14 protein-coding genes are annotated in these 17,215 nt (G+C 52.4%); 7 read left to right on the forward strand and 7 right to left on the reverse strand.

Features of this window, described 5'->3' with window-relative positions:
- Window positions 1-72: 72 nt before the first annotated feature.
- The 6 genes from atpE (at window position 73) to ACM1PF_RS21535 (ending at window position 4,795) form a co-directional block, all read left to right on the forward strand.
- On the forward strand, window positions 73-318 hold the full coding sequence (gene atpE / locus ACM1PF_RS21510) for an ATP synthase F0 subunit C (protein ID WP_088893994.1): 246 nt from the start codon (window positions 73-75) through the stop codon (window positions 316-318).
- Between the two features lie 106 nt (window positions 319-424).
- A complete protein-coding gene (locus ACM1PF_RS21515; protein ID WP_416666704.1) occupies window positions 425-916 on the forward strand; it encodes a F0F1 ATP synthase subunit B' in 492 nt (163 codons plus the stop codon).
- 27 nt (window positions 917-943) lie between these two features.
- Window positions 944-1,486, forward strand: coding sequence for a F0F1 ATP synthase subunit B (locus ACM1PF_RS21520; protein WP_416666707.1), 543 nt, complete (start codon window positions 944-946; stop codon window positions 1,484-1,486).
- Window positions 1,483-2,043 (forward strand): ATP synthase F1 subunit delta, encoded by a 561-nt coding sequence (atpH, locus tag ACM1PF_RS21525; RefSeq protein WP_416666709.1) that lies wholly within the window; start codon window positions 1,483-1,485, stop codon window positions 2,041-2,043. The genes ACM1PF_RS21520 and atpH overlap by 4 nt, the downstream gene beginning before the upstream one ends.
- Window positions 2,044-2,147: 104 nt before the next feature.
- Window positions 2,148-3,668 (forward strand): F0F1 ATP synthase subunit alpha, encoded by a 1,521-nt coding sequence (gene atpA, locus ACM1PF_RS21530; RefSeq protein ID WP_416666712.1) that lies wholly within the window; start codon window positions 2,148-2,150, stop codon window positions 3,666-3,668.
- A gap of 173 nt (window positions 3,669-3,841) precedes the next feature.
- A complete protein-coding gene (locus ACM1PF_RS21535; RefSeq protein WP_416666715.1) occupies window positions 3,842-4,795 on the forward strand; it encodes a F0F1 ATP synthase subunit gamma in 954 nt (317 codons plus the stop codon).
- Between the two features lie 91 nt (window positions 4,796-4,886).
- Here the strand turns inward: ACM1PF_RS21535 and ACM1PF_RS21540 are convergent, their stop codons facing one another.
- The 5 genes from ACM1PF_RS21540 to ACM1PF_RS21560 all read right to left on the reverse strand — a co-directional run bounded on the left by ACM1PF_RS21540 (window position 4,887) and on the right by ACM1PF_RS21560 (window position 11,394).
- Window positions 4,887-5,411 (reverse strand): hypothetical protein, encoded by a 525-nt coding sequence (locus ACM1PF_RS21540; protein ID WP_416666716.1) that lies wholly within the window; start codon window positions 5,409-5,411, stop codon window positions 4,887-4,889.
- Between the two features lies 1 nt (window position 5,412).
- The gene (locus ACM1PF_RS21545; protein WP_416666719.1) at window positions 5,413-5,859 is read right to left on the reverse strand and encodes a Tse2 family ADP-ribosyltransferase toxin; all 447 of its coding nucleotides are present in this window, start codon (window positions 5,857-5,859) and stop codon (window positions 5,413-5,415) included.
- 19 nt (window positions 5,860-5,878) lie between these two features.
- Window positions 5,879-7,480, reverse strand: a complete 1,602-nt coding sequence (locus tag ACM1PF_RS21550) for an HlyD family efflux transporter periplasmic adaptor subunit (RefSeq protein WP_416666721.1) — start codon at window positions 7,478-7,480, stop codon at window positions 5,879-5,881.
- A gap of 99 nt (window positions 7,481-7,579) precedes the next feature.
- On the reverse strand, window positions 7,580-10,642 hold the full coding sequence (locus ACM1PF_RS21555; RefSeq protein WP_416666724.1) for a peptidase domain-containing ABC transporter: 3,063 nt from the start codon (window positions 10,640-10,642) through the stop codon (window positions 7,580-7,582).
- On the reverse strand, window positions 10,639-11,394 hold the full coding sequence (locus ACM1PF_RS21560; protein WP_416666727.1) for a peptidylprolyl isomerase: 756 nt from the start codon (window positions 11,392-11,394) through the stop codon (window positions 10,639-10,641). The genes ACM1PF_RS21555 and ACM1PF_RS21560 overlap by 4 nt, the downstream gene beginning before the upstream one ends.
- A 516-nt stretch (window positions 11,395-11,910) precedes the next feature.
- On the opposite strand from ACM1PF_RS21560, the gene ACM1PF_RS21565 reads away from it, so the two are divergent.
- Window positions 11,911-12,738, forward strand: a complete 828-nt coding sequence (locus ACM1PF_RS21565) for a metallophosphoesterase (protein WP_416666730.1) — start codon at window positions 11,911-11,913, stop codon at window positions 12,736-12,738.
- Window positions 12,739-12,895: 157 nt separating this feature from the next.
- Here ACM1PF_RS21565 and ACM1PF_RS21570 read toward each other — a convergent pair whose 3' ends face one another.
- Both ACM1PF_RS21570 and ACM1PF_RS21575 read right to left on the reverse strand, forming a co-directional pair.
- Window positions 12,896-15,205 carry a GumC family protein gene (locus ACM1PF_RS21570; protein ID WP_416666733.1) on the reverse strand — a complete coding sequence of 770 codons (2,310 nt, stop codon included), beginning with the start codon at window positions 15,203-15,205 and terminating at the stop codon, window positions 12,896-12,898.
- A 214-nt stretch (window positions 15,206-15,419) separates the two neighbouring features.
- On the reverse strand, window positions 15,420-16,796 hold the full coding sequence (locus tag ACM1PF_RS21575) for a polysaccharide biosynthesis/export family protein (RefSeq protein WP_416666736.1): 1,377 nt from the start codon (window positions 16,794-16,796) through the stop codon (window positions 15,420-15,422).
- Window positions 16,797-17,215 lie beyond the last annotated feature (419 nt).

Below are 17,215 nucleotides of genomic sequence, written 5' to 3' on the forward strand. Positions count from 1 at the left end.
AGCGTAGCAACGCTAACCTACAACCACGCTCGTTTCGTTGTTTATTTAGTGTAACAAGGTAAGGAAAACATCATGAATCCAACAATTGCTGCCGCTTCCGTTCTTGCTGCTGCATTAGCTGTAGGTCTAGGTGCAATCGGCCCTGGTATTGGTCAAGGTAATGCGGCAGGTCAAGCTGTGGAAGGGATTGCTCGTCAGCCCGAAGCAGAAGGAAAAATCCGTGGTACGTTGCTTCTGAGCTTGGCGTTCATGGAAGCGTTGACAATTTACGGTCTGGTGGTTGCACTGGTGCTACTGTTCGCTAACCCCTTCGCGTAAATTTCTCACTCCCTAGAGGCGCGATCGATCGCGTCTCTACCCCCTCTTTTTAATTTTGGTCGTTTTCGGAGTATCACCCCTTTCTATCTCACCGGGGTCAAAGAATATGATTCACTGGACTATCCTGCTCGCTGCTGAAGCTGCTGCCGAGGGCGGTAAAGGTGGACTGTTTGATATTGATGCCACGCTGCCGTTAATGGCGGTGCAATTCATTATCCTTGTCATTTTACTGAATGCAGTTTTTTACAAGCCGTTAGGGAAAGCGATCGACGATCGGAGTGCTTACATTCGCACGAATCTAGCCGAGGCGAAGGAGCGAATCTCAAAGGCAGAAAACCTGGCAAAACAGTACGAGCAAGAACTGGCAGAGACTCGTCGTAAATCTCAAAGCCTGATTGCAGAGGCGGAGGCAGAGGCAGAAAAAATTGCGGCTGGACAAATTGCCGAAGCTCAACGGGAAGCTCAAGCCCAGCGAGAAGCAGCCCAGCAGGAGCTAGATCAGCAAAAGCAAGCGGCATTGCAGTCGCTAGAGCATCAGGTGGATGACTTGAGCCGTCAGATTCTAGAAAAGTTGATCGGGTCACAGACGGTTGGTTAAGCAAAGCAACGATACTGAATGGTAATCATGGGGACTTTCATAGTACTGGCTGTTGAGGCGGTCGCGGAAGCGGAGGAGTCGGGGTTTGGCCTAAACTTCGACATCCTGGAGACAAATATTATTAACCTGGCGATCATTATTGGTGTTCTGATTTACTTTGGTCGCGGATTCCTGGGTAAGACGCTGGCCGATCGCCAAGCTCGGATTGCCGAGTCGATTCAAGAGGCGGAACAGCGGAAGAAAGAGGCGGCATCTGCCCTGGCAGAGGAGCAGCAGAAATTAGCTCAGGCGCAAACGGAAGCATCCCGCATTCTGGCCGAAGCCGAAGAGCGCTCCAAGGCGGTTCGGGAAGCGGTGCTGGCTCAGGCGCAGGAGGATATCGAGCGCATGAAGGCAGCAGCGGCCCAGGATCTGTCCAGTCAGCAAGACCGGGTGATGAACGAACTTCGGCAGCGGATTGCGACGCTTGCCCTGGAGCGAGTGGAAGGTCAGTTGAAATCTGGATTGAGTGAATCTACTCAGCAACAGTTGATCGATCGCAGTATAGCCAGTATTGGAGGTCACTCATGAGATCCACACTCCTCTCCACAGAAATTGCTGAACCCTATGCTCAAGCTTTAATGTCTCTGGCGAAGGATAGTGATCTGGTCGATCGCATTAATGACGACATTAGCTCTCTGCTCAATCTGCTGAAGGAATCTGATGAGCTGCGGCTCTGCATGACGAGTCCTATGTTTAAGCCAGAGCAGAAGAAGGGGATTCTGAATCAGTTGGCAGGTGGCGATCAGCTTCATCCCTACACCCAAAACTTTTTGATGCTGTTAATCGATCGGGGGCGGATCGTTTTCCTGGAACCCATTTGCAAGCAGTTTCAAGCTCTGGTGCGTCAACTGAAGCAGGCGGTTCTGGCGGAAGTCACGTCAGCAGTGGATCTCTCTGAAGAGCAGCAGGAATCCATTCGCCAGAAAGTGACGGCCCTGACCCAAGCTCAACAGGTTGACCTGGACATTAAGGTTGACCCCAATCTGATCGGCGGTGTCATCATCAAAGTGGGTTCACAGATTCTCGATCTCAGCCTGCGGGGGCAACTGCGCCAGCTTGGAATGCGGCTAACTGGAGCGAGCTAGAACCAGGATTAGTGCTCCAGAATTCAGGGATCCGCTAATCCTGCCTCCAACCTCTAAAACGGTTTATCCTTCACCCTTAACCTTTTACTGAAAGAGAAAAACCAATGGCAATCAGCATTAGACCAGACGAAATTAGCAATATTATTCGCCAGCAGATTCAGCAGTACGACCAGGATGTGCAAATGTCCAACGTCGGGACTGTGCTCTCGGTAGGAGACGGTATCGCTCGTGTTTATGGCTTAGACCGAGTCATGGCTAGCGAACTGCTGGAATTTGAAGATGGCACGATTGGGATTGCCCTAAACCTGGAAGAAGATAACGTCGGTGCCGTGTTAATGGGCGAAGGCCGCGATATCCAGGAAGGCAGTACGGTTAAGGCCACCAGCAAAATTGCTTCGATCCCGGTGGGCGATGCCATGCTGGGTCGGGTCGTGGACTCCCTGGCGCGTCCGATCGACGGAAAAGGGGATATCCCAACTTCTGAAACTCGCCTGTTAGAATCTGGCGCACCGGGAATTATCGATCGTCGTTCCGTTTGCGAACCCCTGCAAACTGGGATTACCGCTATCGATGCCATGATTCCCGTCGGTCGTGGTCAGCGGGAGTTGATCATTGGCGACCGTCAGACTGGAAAGACGACCATTGCAGTAGACACCATCCTCAACCAGAAATCTGAAGATGTAATTTGCGTTTACGTGGCGATCGGTCAAAAGGCTTCCACTGTAGCTCAGGTGGTGGAAACGTTCCGGGAGAAAGGCGCGTTAGATTACACGATCGTTGTGGCTGCCAATGCTAACGATCCAGCGGCTCTACAATACCTGGCCCCTTACACGGGTGCGGCTTTGGCAGAATACTTCATGTACAAAGGCAAGCACACCCTGGTAATCTACGATGACCTCTCCAAGCAGGCTCAGGCTTATCGTCAAATGTCCCTGCTGCTCCGTCGTCCACCGGGTCGGGAAGCCTATCCTGGAGACGTATTCTACCTCCACTCTCGCTTGCTGGAGCGGGCGGCAAAACTCAACGATGAGTTGGGCAGTGGCAGTATGACGGCTCTGCCGATCGTGGAAACCCAGGCGGGTGACGTATCGGCGTACATTCCCACCAACGTAATTTCCATCACGGACGGTCAGATCTTCCTGTCCTCCAACCTATTCAACTCTGGTCAGCGTCCGGCAGTAAACCCTGGGATTTCCGTATCCCGTGTGGGTTCGGCGGCTCAGACCAAAGCGATGAAGAAAGTTGCGGGTAAGGTGAAGCTGGAACTGGCTCAGTTTGATGAACTGCAAGCCTTCGCCCAGTTTGCCTCTGACCTGGATAAAGCAACTCAGAACCAGTTGGCACGGGGTCAACGGCTCCGGGAAATCCTGAAGCAGCCTCAATATTCTCCGCTCTCAGTTGCGGAGCAAGTTGCTCTGATCTACTCCGGCATTAATGGCTATCTGGATGACATCCCTACTGATAAAGTGGTGACGTTCACCAAGGGACTGCGGGATTACCTGAAGACCAGCAAAGCGCGGTACATGGAAGTGATTGGCAATGAGCGGCAGCTCAACGAAGAGGCAGAAGGTCTGCTGAAGGAAGCGATCGCTGAGTACAAGAAGACCTTCTTTGCAACGGTTTAGTTGGTTATCGGGGATCGGGAGTCAGGGATCAGCGATCAGAGTCAAGTGGTTCATTCTGATGCTTGACCTGCTCCCCACTCCCCTCTATGTATGGGCGATCGCTCCTTCGGAGTCGCTGTGCGAACGCAATTGCCCCTACTCCCTACTCCCTACTCCCTATTCCCTACATAGTCATGGCAAACCTCAAGGCAATTCGCGACCGAATTCAATCGGTCAAGAATACGAAAAAGATTACTGAAGCAATGCGTCTGGTGGCAGCAGCCAAGGTGCGTCGGGCCCAGGAGCAGGTGATTGCGACTCGCCCCTTCGCCGATCGCCTGGCCCAGGTTCTTTATGGCTTACAGACTCGCCTGCAATTTGAAGATGTGAATCTACCGCTGTTGAAAAAGCGGGATGTTCAAACCGTTGGTCTGCTGGTGGTGACAGGCGATCGGGGTCTCTGCGGCGGTTACAACGCAAACGTGATCCGTCGGGCAGAAAACCGCGCCAAGGAACTTCAGGCGGAAGGGCTGAACTACAAGTATGTTCTGGTGGGACGAAAAGCAACCCAGTACTTCCAACGCCGGGAGCAGCCAATCAGCAGTACCTTCATTGGGCTGGAGCAAGTTCCGACTGCCCAGGAGGCTTCCCAAATCGCGGATGAACTCCTATCGCTGTTTCTCTCAGACGAAGTCGATCGGGTGGAGCTAATCTACACCAAGTTCGTTTCCACCATCAGCTCTCGTCCGGTGGTGCAAACCCTGCTTCCTCTAGATCCTCAAGGACTGGAAGCGTCTGACGATGAAATTTTCCGGTTAACCACCCGTGAAGGTGTATTTCAGGTGGAACGGCAGCGCGTGGATGCTTCTGCGATTCCCCCGATGTCAAAAGACATGATCTTTGAACAAGATCCCGTCCAAATTCTGGATGCATTGTTGCCGCTGTACCTGAACAACCAGTTATTGCGGGCCCTGCAAGAGTCAGCCGCGAGTGAATTGGCAGCTCGGATGACAGCCATGAGCAACGCCAGCGAGAATGCGAGTGAGTTGATCAAGACGCTCACCCTGTCCTACAACAAGGAGCGGCAGGCTGCCATTACCCAGGAAATTCTGGAAGTGGTCGGTGGAGCAAACGCACTGGCGGGCTAAACCTGGCGTACCTGATGCGTATCTTAACTGGAGGGCATCTCTTTATGAGATGTCCTTTTCTGTTATGTTAATCTCCGATCAATCGTTGAATTCACTTGACAAGCAGTTCATTCAGCTTATTTCTCAAAGCTGGTGATACTACCAATGGATTGTAAACTTCGCCTTCATAGGGGTGCCAAACATAACCTGGGCTGAAAGGACGGAATTTGGTCGAGGCTCCAAACAATCGCCAGACTGACTCCGCTAACACTAAGCCTGGAAAGCTAATTTCAGGGTTTTCTGTACTCAACTCACTGTAGGTTCTAAATTCATCCACTTCCACGCCCACTAAAGCATAGCGAAAGGGTGGAGCCGAGCGCAGCCGTTGATAGAGTAAGATGCCCAACTCTGTCATCTGGTAAGCAATGTCGGATTGATCAATTCCCACGTCACTGATGCCACTGGGACAAACCTGACACCACCAGTTTTCCTCAATATCCTGAAAAACTGCTGTATAACACTGGGACTGATGACCGCTGGAAAGAACCCAGGAAAGACCGTCAAAGTGCTGTGCGAATTGCTCGGCGGCAACCTGATCTGCACCACATTCAGCCGATAAACCAAATGCCCACACCATTTCAACTAACCCTCTCCCAGTCATTTTGGGTATTTGCCAATGCAGTCTCGTACTTTTCCAAAAGCATCGTGACTCTTGGCACAATGCTAACGTGAGTGGCACCGTCTTGGACAGCCTCAAGATCGCCACCAATTTTGCTATCTTCAATTTGCCACAGGGGATCTCTTCCCATTCCTCCAAAAGCTGAAGGTCTGCGAAAGGCAGGTAAGCTCTCGATCGAGAGTGATGTGGACATCCCTTTCGTGCTTCTAACGGCTACAATCACCACCTCCCCTGTGGCTTTGCGTTCTGCTTCGGGTCGCAAATATCCCTGGGCATTCAGCCAATCCTTCGGTATTTCTTCAATATCAATATCAATGCCAAGCCTGACTCCCAGGAGGCGAGCACTACGACCCACCTTGGGCTTGCCGTTTGCTTCTACCATGCCTCGATAGTAAAGTTTTGTCACGCAACCGGAATGAACAGCCTTACCGCACCGTTCTAAGATTATCCACCTGTCGTCTGAACTGATCGGTAAAGATGCTCATCACCGTTCGATCGCGGGTAATGATATTGGCGGTAATCGACATCCCGGTTTGGAGGGGAATATCTCGTCCCCCGGCCCGAATGACTTGTCGATCCATCTCGATCTTGACCGGGAAGCGATAGAAGGGATTCACCTGATCCGGGGGCAGGGCATCAGATCCAATATGAACAATTCGCCCTTTAATATCACCAAACTCACTGAATGGGAACGTATCGATCCGAACATCAACCGGCATTCCCTCTTCAATGAAGCCAATATCCCGGTTGGTGACAAACACTTCAGCAATCAGCGCGTTGGTCGGCACCACCTTCAAAATGGGTTCACTGGTGTTGGCCACAAATCCCCGTCCCCTGGCTTGCAGGTCAAACACCACTCCATCCACCGGGGCCCGAAGTTCCTGATACCGCAGGGTTAGCTCCGTTTGACTGAGTTGGCTATTGATTTCCGCCAATCGGGTTTCATTGTCCAGAATCCGCTGATTCAGTTGACTGTCGATCGTGGCAATCTGCTGCTCGTTGTTAGAGATTTTTTCCCGCAGATCGGTGCTGGAGAGGGAAATCGTGTTCTGTAACCGCTCCCGCGCCTGGGCAATGGCGAACTCTAACCGTTGTTCCTCTTGACTGAGCCGCTGTACTTCCGATTGAGATTCCAGAACCTGCTGCTCTTGACGAGTCACCTGTAACCGCTGGATGCCCCCCTCCTCCAGCAAGGGCCGTAAATCACCCAGCACTTCTTCATCGATCGACAAACTTTGCCGAGCCGTAGCCAGTTGCGTCCGCACCTGATTCAACTGTTCCTGAAGCTGAGACACCTCCAGACGAGCTGCCGCTTCCCGTGACTGGGACTCCGAGAGATTATCCCGTAACCGAGCTGCCTGATCGGGGGTCAGTCCAGCATCAATTGTCCCCGTTAGCTGAGACTGGTATAACCGATTTTCCGCCAGCAGAGCCGCCCGGTTGGCTGTCAACGCCTGAATTTCTGAGGACAAATCAAGCTGCTGCAACTGCGTCGAGTCGGGAGTTGCCGTGGTTCCATTCAGTTGCGATCGCAGGAACTGATTTTGTCGCTGGAGTAAGGACTGAACCTGTTCCAGTGACTGCCGTTCCGCTACCGCAGCCGTGGGGTCAAAGCGCATCAGCACATCCCCCTGGGTCACCCGCTGCCCTTCCTGCACATAGATTTCTTCCACAACACCGCCTAAGGGAGCCTGCACAGGCTGCACTTGCCCTTCCGGTTGCAGTTGCCCGGTGGCTGGAACCGCTTCCTCAATCCGAGCGACCGAAGCCCAGATAATGGCAACGCTGGCAAATCCCACGATGCCCCAGAGGATGGCCCGTGACCAGAGGCTGGTTTGCTGCAAAATCACAGGCTGGTCAAAGGCTTCAGTATGGGTTAATGAGTGGGATTCCTCTTCAACCAGTTCGCCATCGATCGCCGATTGATCGATTTCATCCCTGGGAGCCAGCACGATCGATCGCTGGTGCTTATCACCATTGCGCTTGGCATTATTTTTCCCATTGTTTCCATTGCGTCGAATCATCATGGCAGAAAAGTCCTTAGTTGGTCGGGAGTAGGGTGAGTCTGGTCGGTCGGGTTTCTACTCGACCATTACTGAGAGATTGGACTGACATTGGGACTGAGATCAGGTTTCTTCGCTGACCGCTTGCTGCTGCTGATACAAGCAATAATACCGTCCACGCAGGGACATTAGCTCGTCGTGGGTGCCCAGCTCTACGGGGGAACCCTTATCCATCAGTAGAATTACGTCAGCATTACGAATTGTACTGAGGCGGTGGGTAATAAAGAAGACCGTGCGTCCCTGAAACGCTTCCGCCAGGTTGAGACAAACCCGACGTTCCGAGTCATAGTCCAGGGCACTCGTCGCTTCATCCAGGATTAGCAAGCTGGGATTTTGGAGCACCGTACGGGCGATCGCAATCCGCTGCCGTTGTCCTCCAGACAGAGAGGCTCCCCGCTCACCCACTCGGGTGTTGTACCCATTGGGCAACTTCATGATGAACTCGTGGGCTACCGCAATTTCAGCAGCACGGATAATATCCTCCGGCGAAGCATCCGGGCAGGTGATGGCGATATTTTCCTGCACCGTTCCTTCAAACAGGAGGGGTTCCTGGGGAACAATCCCAATCTGCCGGCGGAGGGAATAGAGTTCTACCTTGCCGATGTCATATCCATCGATCAGAATCCGCCCTACCTCCAGGTCGTACAACCGGGGCAACAGCTTCATCAGCGTACTCTTCCCAGAACCACTCTGACCGACAATGCCAACAAACGCACCCACCGGAAACTCTAGATTGACATTGGACAACTGCCAGGGGCCACTCGTGCCGAAGCGGAAGGAGACATCATCAAACGCGACCGCTCCCTGAATCGCAGGCATGGGAATGTTCTGGCGATCGGTTTCATCCGCTTCTGGCGAGGCATCCACAATATCGCTGAGACGTTCGATGGACAGTCCGACTTCCTGGAAGTTTTGCCACAGTTGCGCCAGACGGAGCAGGGGACTGGTGACATAACCCGCAATAATTCGGAAGGCAATTAACTGACCCAGGGATAGTTCCTGTTGAAGAACCAGGTACGCCCCAACCCAGATCACCAGTAGACCGGAAAGTTGGTTGAGGAAATTACTGGCAGCTCCAGCCGTCGTAGAGGTGAGGACGGTTTTAAAGCCCGCACTGACGTAGCGAGCATACCGCTGTTGCCACTGCCAGCGCGATCGCAGCTCCATATTCTGCGCCTTGACCGTTTGAATCCCCGACATCACCTCGACTAAGTAGGATTGGGTTTCCGCATTGCGCTCGGCTTTAACCCGGAGTTGTTGGCGAATCAGGGGGGAAGCCACCACCGCCAGCAGGATGAAGAGGGGCACTGTCACCAGGGAAACCAGGGTCAGCACCCAGCTATAGAGCAACATCACCACGATGTAGATCACCGAGAACACCGCATCTAACACCACCGTTAGCGCAGTACCCGTCAGGAATTGCCGAATGTTTTCCAGCTCATTAATTCGAGTCGCCAACTCACCCACCGGACGACGCTCAAAGTACCGCAACGGCAGCCGCAGCAGGTGATCGATAATTTCTGACCCCAGGGTCATGTCAATCCGGTTGGTGGTATCCACAAACAGGTAAGTGCGGACGCTGCTGAGAATCGCCTCAAAGATGGCAATAATCACCAGGAAAATGCCCAGAACGTGCAGGGTGCTCACACTCTGCTGGACAATTACCTTGTCAATGATCACCTGAATCATCAAGGGATTGGCCAGGGCAAACAGTTGCACAAAGAAGGAGGCGACAAACACCTCAATCAGCACCCGCCGATACTTTTGAATTGAAGGCAGGAACCAGTCCAGCCCAAATCGTTTCTGTGGCGTTTGGCGGGTCGATTGCAGCAGGAGAACCTCACCCCGATCGCCCCAGGTTTCAATAAAGTCGGCTGGCTTGCGGCGAATGATTCCCAGTTCCGGCACCGCAATCACCATCTCCCGCTCGGTAATGCTGTAGAGCAGAGCCATACTGTCCTGCCATTCCACCAGGGCCGGAGCTTCCAGCCGACTGATCGCGCTAGCGGGCACCATCACCAGTTGAGCATTTAATCCCATCATTTCAGCGATCGCACCGCACAGATCCAGGGAAACACCCCCTAGCCGCTCCATCTGGCTGACCAATACTCGCCGAATCACATCCCGCCGAAACGGCATATTGAAATGCTGACAGAGCATCTGGAAACAGGCCATGGTGACATCTGGCTGCCCCTTCCCGCGTACGAAGGGGAACTTGGTCGGAACGGGTTGCTGGAAACCGCTGCGGTAGGTTGGTTCTGGATCGGGTGGGCGATCGGGGGCGTAGGGAATATTATCCTCAGGAGCCTGCACTTCCAGGGAATCGGCTTCATCAACCGACAGAACATCAGAAGGTTGTAAATCGGTTGTGCCCTGAAGATGGGTCATGCTCTGGGAAGTCGCCAGTGCCTCGGGGTCGGTGATGTCTTTGGGAAAGCCAATCACCCGCGCGGGTCTGTCTCCCACGACCTCCAGATAGGCTCCCAACTCCACCGACTTGGCATTCACATTGAGCCGACTGGCCACGGGATAGTTACTTACCTCTCCGCCGCTCACCAGCCACAGCCGATCGCGTTCCAACTGATTCAGGGGCGTTCGTCCAGGGGGTAAATTACAAACCACCGCAGAGGATGCAGCCCGTACAGAAAGTTCCTTTAAGTCTGCATCGCCGATCGCCTGCCGATGGAGTTCAGCCCCCAGCAGATCAAACACCTCAATCAGGGGACATTGCTGGCGGAAGGCTAGGGCGATCTGGGGTTCCCGTTCCAGTAACGCTAGAAAATCAGAAGCCGCCAGCGTCAGGCAAATGGTTTCATCGGAAGCGATCACCGTTTCACAGGCAACCCCCCGAATTAGACCCACCCAGCCAATGATCGCACCGGGCTTAAGCAGTTCCAGGGTGACGGGCCGCTGAGTCCGAGGATCATGGCCCAATAACCGGACTCGTCCTTCGTAGAGAATCGATAACTGGGCAGGCAGCTTATCTCGAATTAAAACCGCTTGCCCCATGCGATAGCGCAGCAGCTGGAAGCGATCGGTCAAGTAGGCTAATCCAGCGGGGGAAAGTTGATCAAAGGGGGGAATCGTAGCAAGAAAATCTTGAACGGAGGCTTTTGTATAGGTCATGGGGCGGTGGAGGCAGAAGTAGAGGGCGCAAATGAAATTGAACCAAGCTTTTCTAACTGATCAGCCAACCAGGTGTTGAAACATTCATCCAGTAGACGACGGCGCATGGCTTCATCTAACTGGGCAGGAATAAATTTTTCTAGACGCACCAAAACCAACCACTCACCCACGCGGGTAGGGGGGCAAAGTTGTCCTGGCTGACTCAGGGTTAATAGTTGGGCGAGGGTCGGATGGGGTACACTGAGCTCCACCGGGCCAATCAGCCCATCGGTCTGGGCCTCTGGGCCTTGGGAGTAGACCCGAGCCAATTCACCCAGAGATTGTTCTCCTTCTAGAATCCGAAAGTAAAGCTCCTGAGCAATCCCCACATCCTTTGTCCGGATTAATGAATAAATGACTTTGTCAAGCTGTCCCTTGCGACTCAGGAAATAGGACTCTAGCTTCAATCCCCAGGTTGCTTGCTTGAACTTCTCAATCCGGACTCCGCGAGTGGCTAGAGCCTGTAATTGCTCTTCCGTCATCCCATAACGCCCCAACCAAGTCCTGCGGGCTTTCTCGTCAGTAATTTGGGTCTGAACATAGAACTGCTCACAAGCTTCAGCCGTTTCCTCAGGAGTACACTCGATCGAAGCGATGGCCTGATCGATTAGAAGTTCCTGGATAAATTGGGGTAACATCCGATAGCCTGCCAGGAGAGGCAGAACCTCTTCAGCCGCAATGAGACGTTCACCGATTTGTAAAGCTACAGACATTGATTGAACTCGGATGTTTGACCATTGAACTTAATAGATAATATTCCCTACTTCAGCCCATACCCCCTCAGTTATTTCATAAAAAACTCTTAAAGTGCGCGTTTCCTGGATTAAGAAAAATAACGCTGACGGACGGGAGTGGACTCTGTGTGAGCTGGGGATGAAGAATTTGAGTTAAGAATAACCCGTCGAGCAGGAATAATACAGACAAAGCTGAAGTTTTAGAAATCTGCTCTGTTGCTGATCTTGTCCTTAAATATCATTAGACGCGCCTTTTTTTATAAAAAATTATTATGCTCCGCTGGAGTGGTTACATGAGGTTGGCTCTTGTACTACTTTTGTACGGATTGACCCTAAAATTGGATGCTTCAGGTCAATGGGTGGGTAGATGAATTTTGTAATAACCACCGTCGTGCTTCCTGCTGTTCAAAGGGTGTATGTTGCACAGATAACAACCAGTCCGATCGGTTCCTTTGGTAAGCTGGGATTGCCATTCCGGGAAGGAACAATCAGGCTATGCACAGGCTATTGTCAGGCAAACTCAGTGTTGAACGGTTGACGGTTGAAATTGCAGGTTTACCTGAGTCCCTGCGGGGAACAACATTAGTCCAACTCTCGGATTTACACTTTGATGGGTTGCGTTTGTCAGAGGCACTCCTGGCTGAGGCGATCGAAGCAGCAAATCACATTAACCCTGATCTGGTTGTACTGACGGGAGATTACGTTACAGACGACCCTGCCCCAATCCATGAACTGGCCAAATGGTTGCAAACGTTGAAGAGCCGCCTCGGAACCTATGCTGTTCTGGGGAACCATGATATCTATCCGATCGGTGCTCAGTCAGAAGTCACTGCTGCCCTGACCGCCGTGGGAATTCAGGTTCTCTGGAATCAGATCGCTTACCCTCTGGGAACGGAGTTGCCGATCGTCGGATTAGCGGATTTTTGGTCGAGGGAGTTTAACCCCGCTCCAGTTTTTGCCGAACTCAGCGCAGAAACACCACGCATTGTTCTTTCCCATAATCCCGATACGGCCAATCGATTACAGTCCTGGCGGATTGATTTACAGCTTTCAGGGCACTCCCACGGTGGACAAATCGTTCTGCCGGGATTGGGGCCATTTCCCACCTGGTATCAAACCGTCCGTCGGTATATTCCGAAGCCCCTTTATCCGTGGATTCCCTATATGCGAGAAGACTGCTACAAGGTGATGCGCCATTGGGAATGGGCCCAGGGCATGCATCAGGTTGGTCAGAACTTGCTTTATGTGAACCGAGGTTTGGGAACCTACTTACCTGGACGGCTATTTTGTCCACCCGAAGTAACGGTGATCACCTTAAACTGATGCACTGAGATCTTTGTTCAGGATCGGTGATTGCGTAACCTGTCCACTGGACTTCTTTGACCTGAAGAATTTGCCTAAAAAAGAATTTGCCTAAAAAGATTGACGGCCAATGACATGGCCGTCATACTTCAAACACGATCGCCAGACTTGAGCCAAATTACAGTCGATTGCTCAGGGGGTTTTCCCGACGGGTCTGGGCAACACCTTGATAACGGTTCAAGGATGAACCACTGGGGCTATTGCTTTCCTTCAGGTAGTTCGTGATCAGGCTGACTCCCGTTGGCCGCACCATCGACAGCTTACTAATTACCCGATCGGCCACCGTGCGGTTGGTTTTGTTCGCCGCAATGACCATCAAGATCTCATCCACCTGAGTCGTCAGGAAGCTCGCATCCGTCAACCCAAACAGATGAGGAGTGTCGTAGATCACCAGATCGTATTCATTCTCCAGCTTGTCCATCAGAGACTTCATGCGGTCAGACCCCAGCAGACGAGCCGATCCGGGAATAGACGGCCCCGCCGTCAGGACGTAAAGGGAATCTGAGAGGGTCGATCGCTGGATCAGGTCGTCCACCACCAGATCGTTATTCAGAAGCCCACTTAACCCTTTAGTGTTGGGTAGATCCAGACGATTATGAATCTGAGGTAACCGCAGGTTGGTATCCACCAGCAGCACCTTCTGACCCGCTCCAGCAGCGGTTTGTGCCAGATACAGGGCGATCGTGGTTTTGCCATCTCCCGGTTCTGCCGAGCAAATCATCACCGATCGAATGGGTGGTTCCGCCAACCGAATATTGGAGTAGAGATCGCTGAAGGACTCACGGAATGAAGCCGTCCCCAACCGACTATCATCAATTTCCTCCGTGCTGAAGGTGGATGGGAAGTCGAAGGACTGCTTTGCCCCTCTGGAAAAGGGAATTACGCCCACCAGAGGCAGGGGAATCGTCTCCTGGACATCATCAACTGCGTAGTAAACATTGCGATACCGCTCGACCAGCAGAGCCAACAACGTTCCCAGAATTAATCCGAACGCAGCTCCCGCAATCACAATCCGAGAAGCCCTGGAGGGTTGGGGAATGGGATCGCCCTGAGCATCACGGGGAATCAGCGGATCAGAGATCAATTCCCAGGGAACTTCAGTCTGAGCTGATTCAATCCGCAGGGTTTCAAGCTGGTTCCGCAGCCGGTTCAGGGTTTGGGTTGAAATTTCCAGTTCTCTGGTCAGATCCGCATACCGTCGGGCAATACCGGGGAACTGCTGGAGCTGGTTTTCAAACTGCTGCCGGGATGCCTGAATTTCTCGCTGCCGAGCCTGCAACACATCAATCTGGTTGCCTGCGGTGACTAGTTGGTTCGTTAAGTCCAGCCGAACCGAGTTTTGAAAGGCCTGTATCTGAGCATTACCGACATTTTCAGGGCCCACCACTTCTGATGTCCGTTCTGCCAATAATGCTTCAATGCTGGCTCTCTGGGCGGTCAGCGATCGTAAAACTGGACTGCCTGGCCCAAAGCGAGACGATTGAGTGGCAATTTCCCCTTCCAGGGTGAGCAACTGAGTTTGCAATGCCTGATAGTTGGGATCTTCACTCAGGGCAGAAGCCGCGATCGCCTGTTCAGGAGTCAGGTTATCCAACTGCCGCTGCAGGTTAGAGAACAACACTTGCTGCTCTTGCAATTCTCGATCGGTTGCCAGTTCCAGCGTGACGATATCGTCAATTCGGGTGGAGAGTTGCCCCCCCTGAGTTCCCGGATCAATCAGGCCATTCTGCTGCTGGATTTGTTGCAGTTCATCCTGGATCTGGCTGACGCGCTGCTCCACCGCTGGGAGTTGTTCTTCAATAAAGCGAACCCCTTCCCCAGTGCGAGTCCGGCGATCGTCCAGACTGTATTCCAGGTAGCGATCGGCGGTGACTCGGAGCACCTTCTGCACCAATCCTGGATCGTCCCCTTCAAACGACACCTGAATGATGCGGGTAGGCTCAGGAGAACCTTCTACCGTGAGCCGTCGCACATCCAAACCATTGACCAGATCGTTATAGCCAAAATCCGGATACTGGGCCTGGACATCCTGCACAATCTGATTCAGTCGTCTTGGGGTGAGCAAGACCTGAATTTGTGTGGTGTAGTCAATGGCGAAGGCATCACGGTTCGGAACCCCGCCATCCGTCCGCGTCACCGTTAGCGGATCGGATAGCCTAGCCTCTGTCGTGACTGGCTCAACCAAAATTCGGAAATCACCCTCGTAGGTAGGAGGTTCCTGCATTGCCAGGTAACTGGCCCCAACGGCTACCAGCGTGGCCACACCCGCAATTAACAGAGCTTGCCGTTGTACCGTTCGTCCCAGCGATCGCAGATTCAAACCCCGATTGGCTTGACCTTCTCCTTCGTCTGGTTCGATCGGCGGCTGGACATATGCCCTCCCCCTTACATTAGATGTCAAAACCTGAGATGTTTGCTCTGTCTCCATGTTGACCTCTACGCAGCTTAAATACCCATCCTTGTAAAACAGGCGACTAACACAGAAAAAATTCGTTCAGAGGAGTAGTCATCACCAACGGCTCGCAAAATATACTTGCAGTTGCCTGCCTAACTCTCCTTTATGATAGATGCCCCCGGAATTCTTGTTGCTGAAAATTATCATTTGCTCTGAACTACCCGATGTGTCCGTTGCTCCAAATCAATCAATCGTTATTGAAGAGATCACGCAGAATGTTGAACGGTGCCAGGATGGCTCCTACCGGAGTCAAGACGGTTTGAAGAAAATCGGTCGTTGATACAAGCCCCGATCGCCCAACCACCACCGTATCTCCATCCCGCAACGCTGGATTAGTTTCTTCATTAATTCCAGCTGCAAAATCAATTGGAATTCTCCGCTGAACCGCCGTACCGTTGGGATTGAGACGAATTAAGTCTACCCGACTGGTTCTGGCTCGCCGCCGATCGAACCCGCCAGCCGCTTGAATCGCCTGATTGAGAGAAGTATTAGGCGGCACTTCAATCACGCCCGGTTGAACCGTTTCACCCACCACATTAATGCGAATCACACCCGGTGCAAAGCTAGCTGAACCAATCAGAGCAGCCTCATCCGGGTTGAGGGCAGTCGCCGTAGGAATCACCAGGGTATCTCGATCGCGCAGGGTAATGTCCTGGGTCAGTTGTCCGGTGCGAATCAGTTCCCACAGGTCAATATCTATCAATTGCTCCGAGCCATCTGGCAATGCCCGGCGAATTTGAATATTGCGCAGGTCGGCCAGTTGAGTAATTCCACCCGCCGCCTGAATCGCCCGTGACACAGTTGGCCACTGATTCGGTGCGCCTTCACCACCACCACCGCCATCAGCCTGAACCGCAGTACTGGCCGCTCCTTCAGGACTAATGGAATAAGCTCCAGGCCGTCTAATCTCTCCCACAACGCTCACCGTCAGGGTTCGAGGAGTCAGTAGATTGATCGTAATCAGCGGATCAACTAAAAATTGTCGTCTGACATATTCTTGCGTCACGATGGAGGTTACTTCTTCGATCGTGCGTCCTTGTACCTGAACCCGACCAATCCAGGGAAAGACAACGGAACCATCCACCAGAACTCTATAGGTATTCGTAAACTCAGGAATATCAAAGATATCCAGGGTAATTTCATCTCCCGGCCCCAACACATAGGTTGCTTCATCGGTAGTGACTCCCTCCCGCGCTCCCGGAACGGGTGACAGGGGTTGAATCGGAGTAGGCCGGGGTGGAATGGGGACAATTTCAGGAACTTGAATGGTTCCCGATCCTGGCGTATCAGTGAGCGGATTTAACTGGAAGGGTGCGTCCGGATCCAGTGGATCGATCGTTTCTACCGGAATTTCAATGGGACTTTCCGTTGCATCTTCAGGCAAAGTAGGAGCCTGAGCAGATCCCGGCATCGCAGACAGGAGCGTCACCAAGACGGCAATGGATATCCCTACCGCCGATCGCCTTCCCTCATGAGCAAAATGCAAATCATGGGGTCGGGTAGACGGAATCTTCACGGATGTCCTGGATTTGGCAAGTTGAGTATGACTGACCGTGGCTCTCATAGTCATTTCTAGGCAGAATGGGCTGAACTCTAGACGGAATTTGGCTGACAGAATTTGGCTGACAGAATTTGCTAAACAAGCAAAACAGATTTAGAGGGAAACTCGGTAAACCTAGGTAAACCTGGCTCAATTCTTGAGTGGAATCACTGACTTCAACCATGAAGATGGGAGCGACCATCTTGATGAAATCATTTGATAACATCATTCAAGTTTGAGTCACCAAACAGCCAAACCTTAAGGTAGTTGATCATCCCCTGATTTCTTTTGTTCCCTGCAAAGCGAGAACAATCCGGACGCTCTGTAAGCAAACCTCTAGCCTGAGATGCAATAACAGAAGAAACGCGACTTGAAACCTTATCTTCCTAATTATCAATACACGCTATCACAAGATTTTACGCAAAGAACACCCGATCGCCCCC

Origin of the sequence: Egbenema bharatensis FJBBOT/2019 (assembly GCF_048077055.1) — a bacterium.
Lineage (GTDB): Bacteria > Cyanobacteriota > Cyanobacteriia > Elainellales > Elainellaceae > Egbenema > Egbenema bharatensis.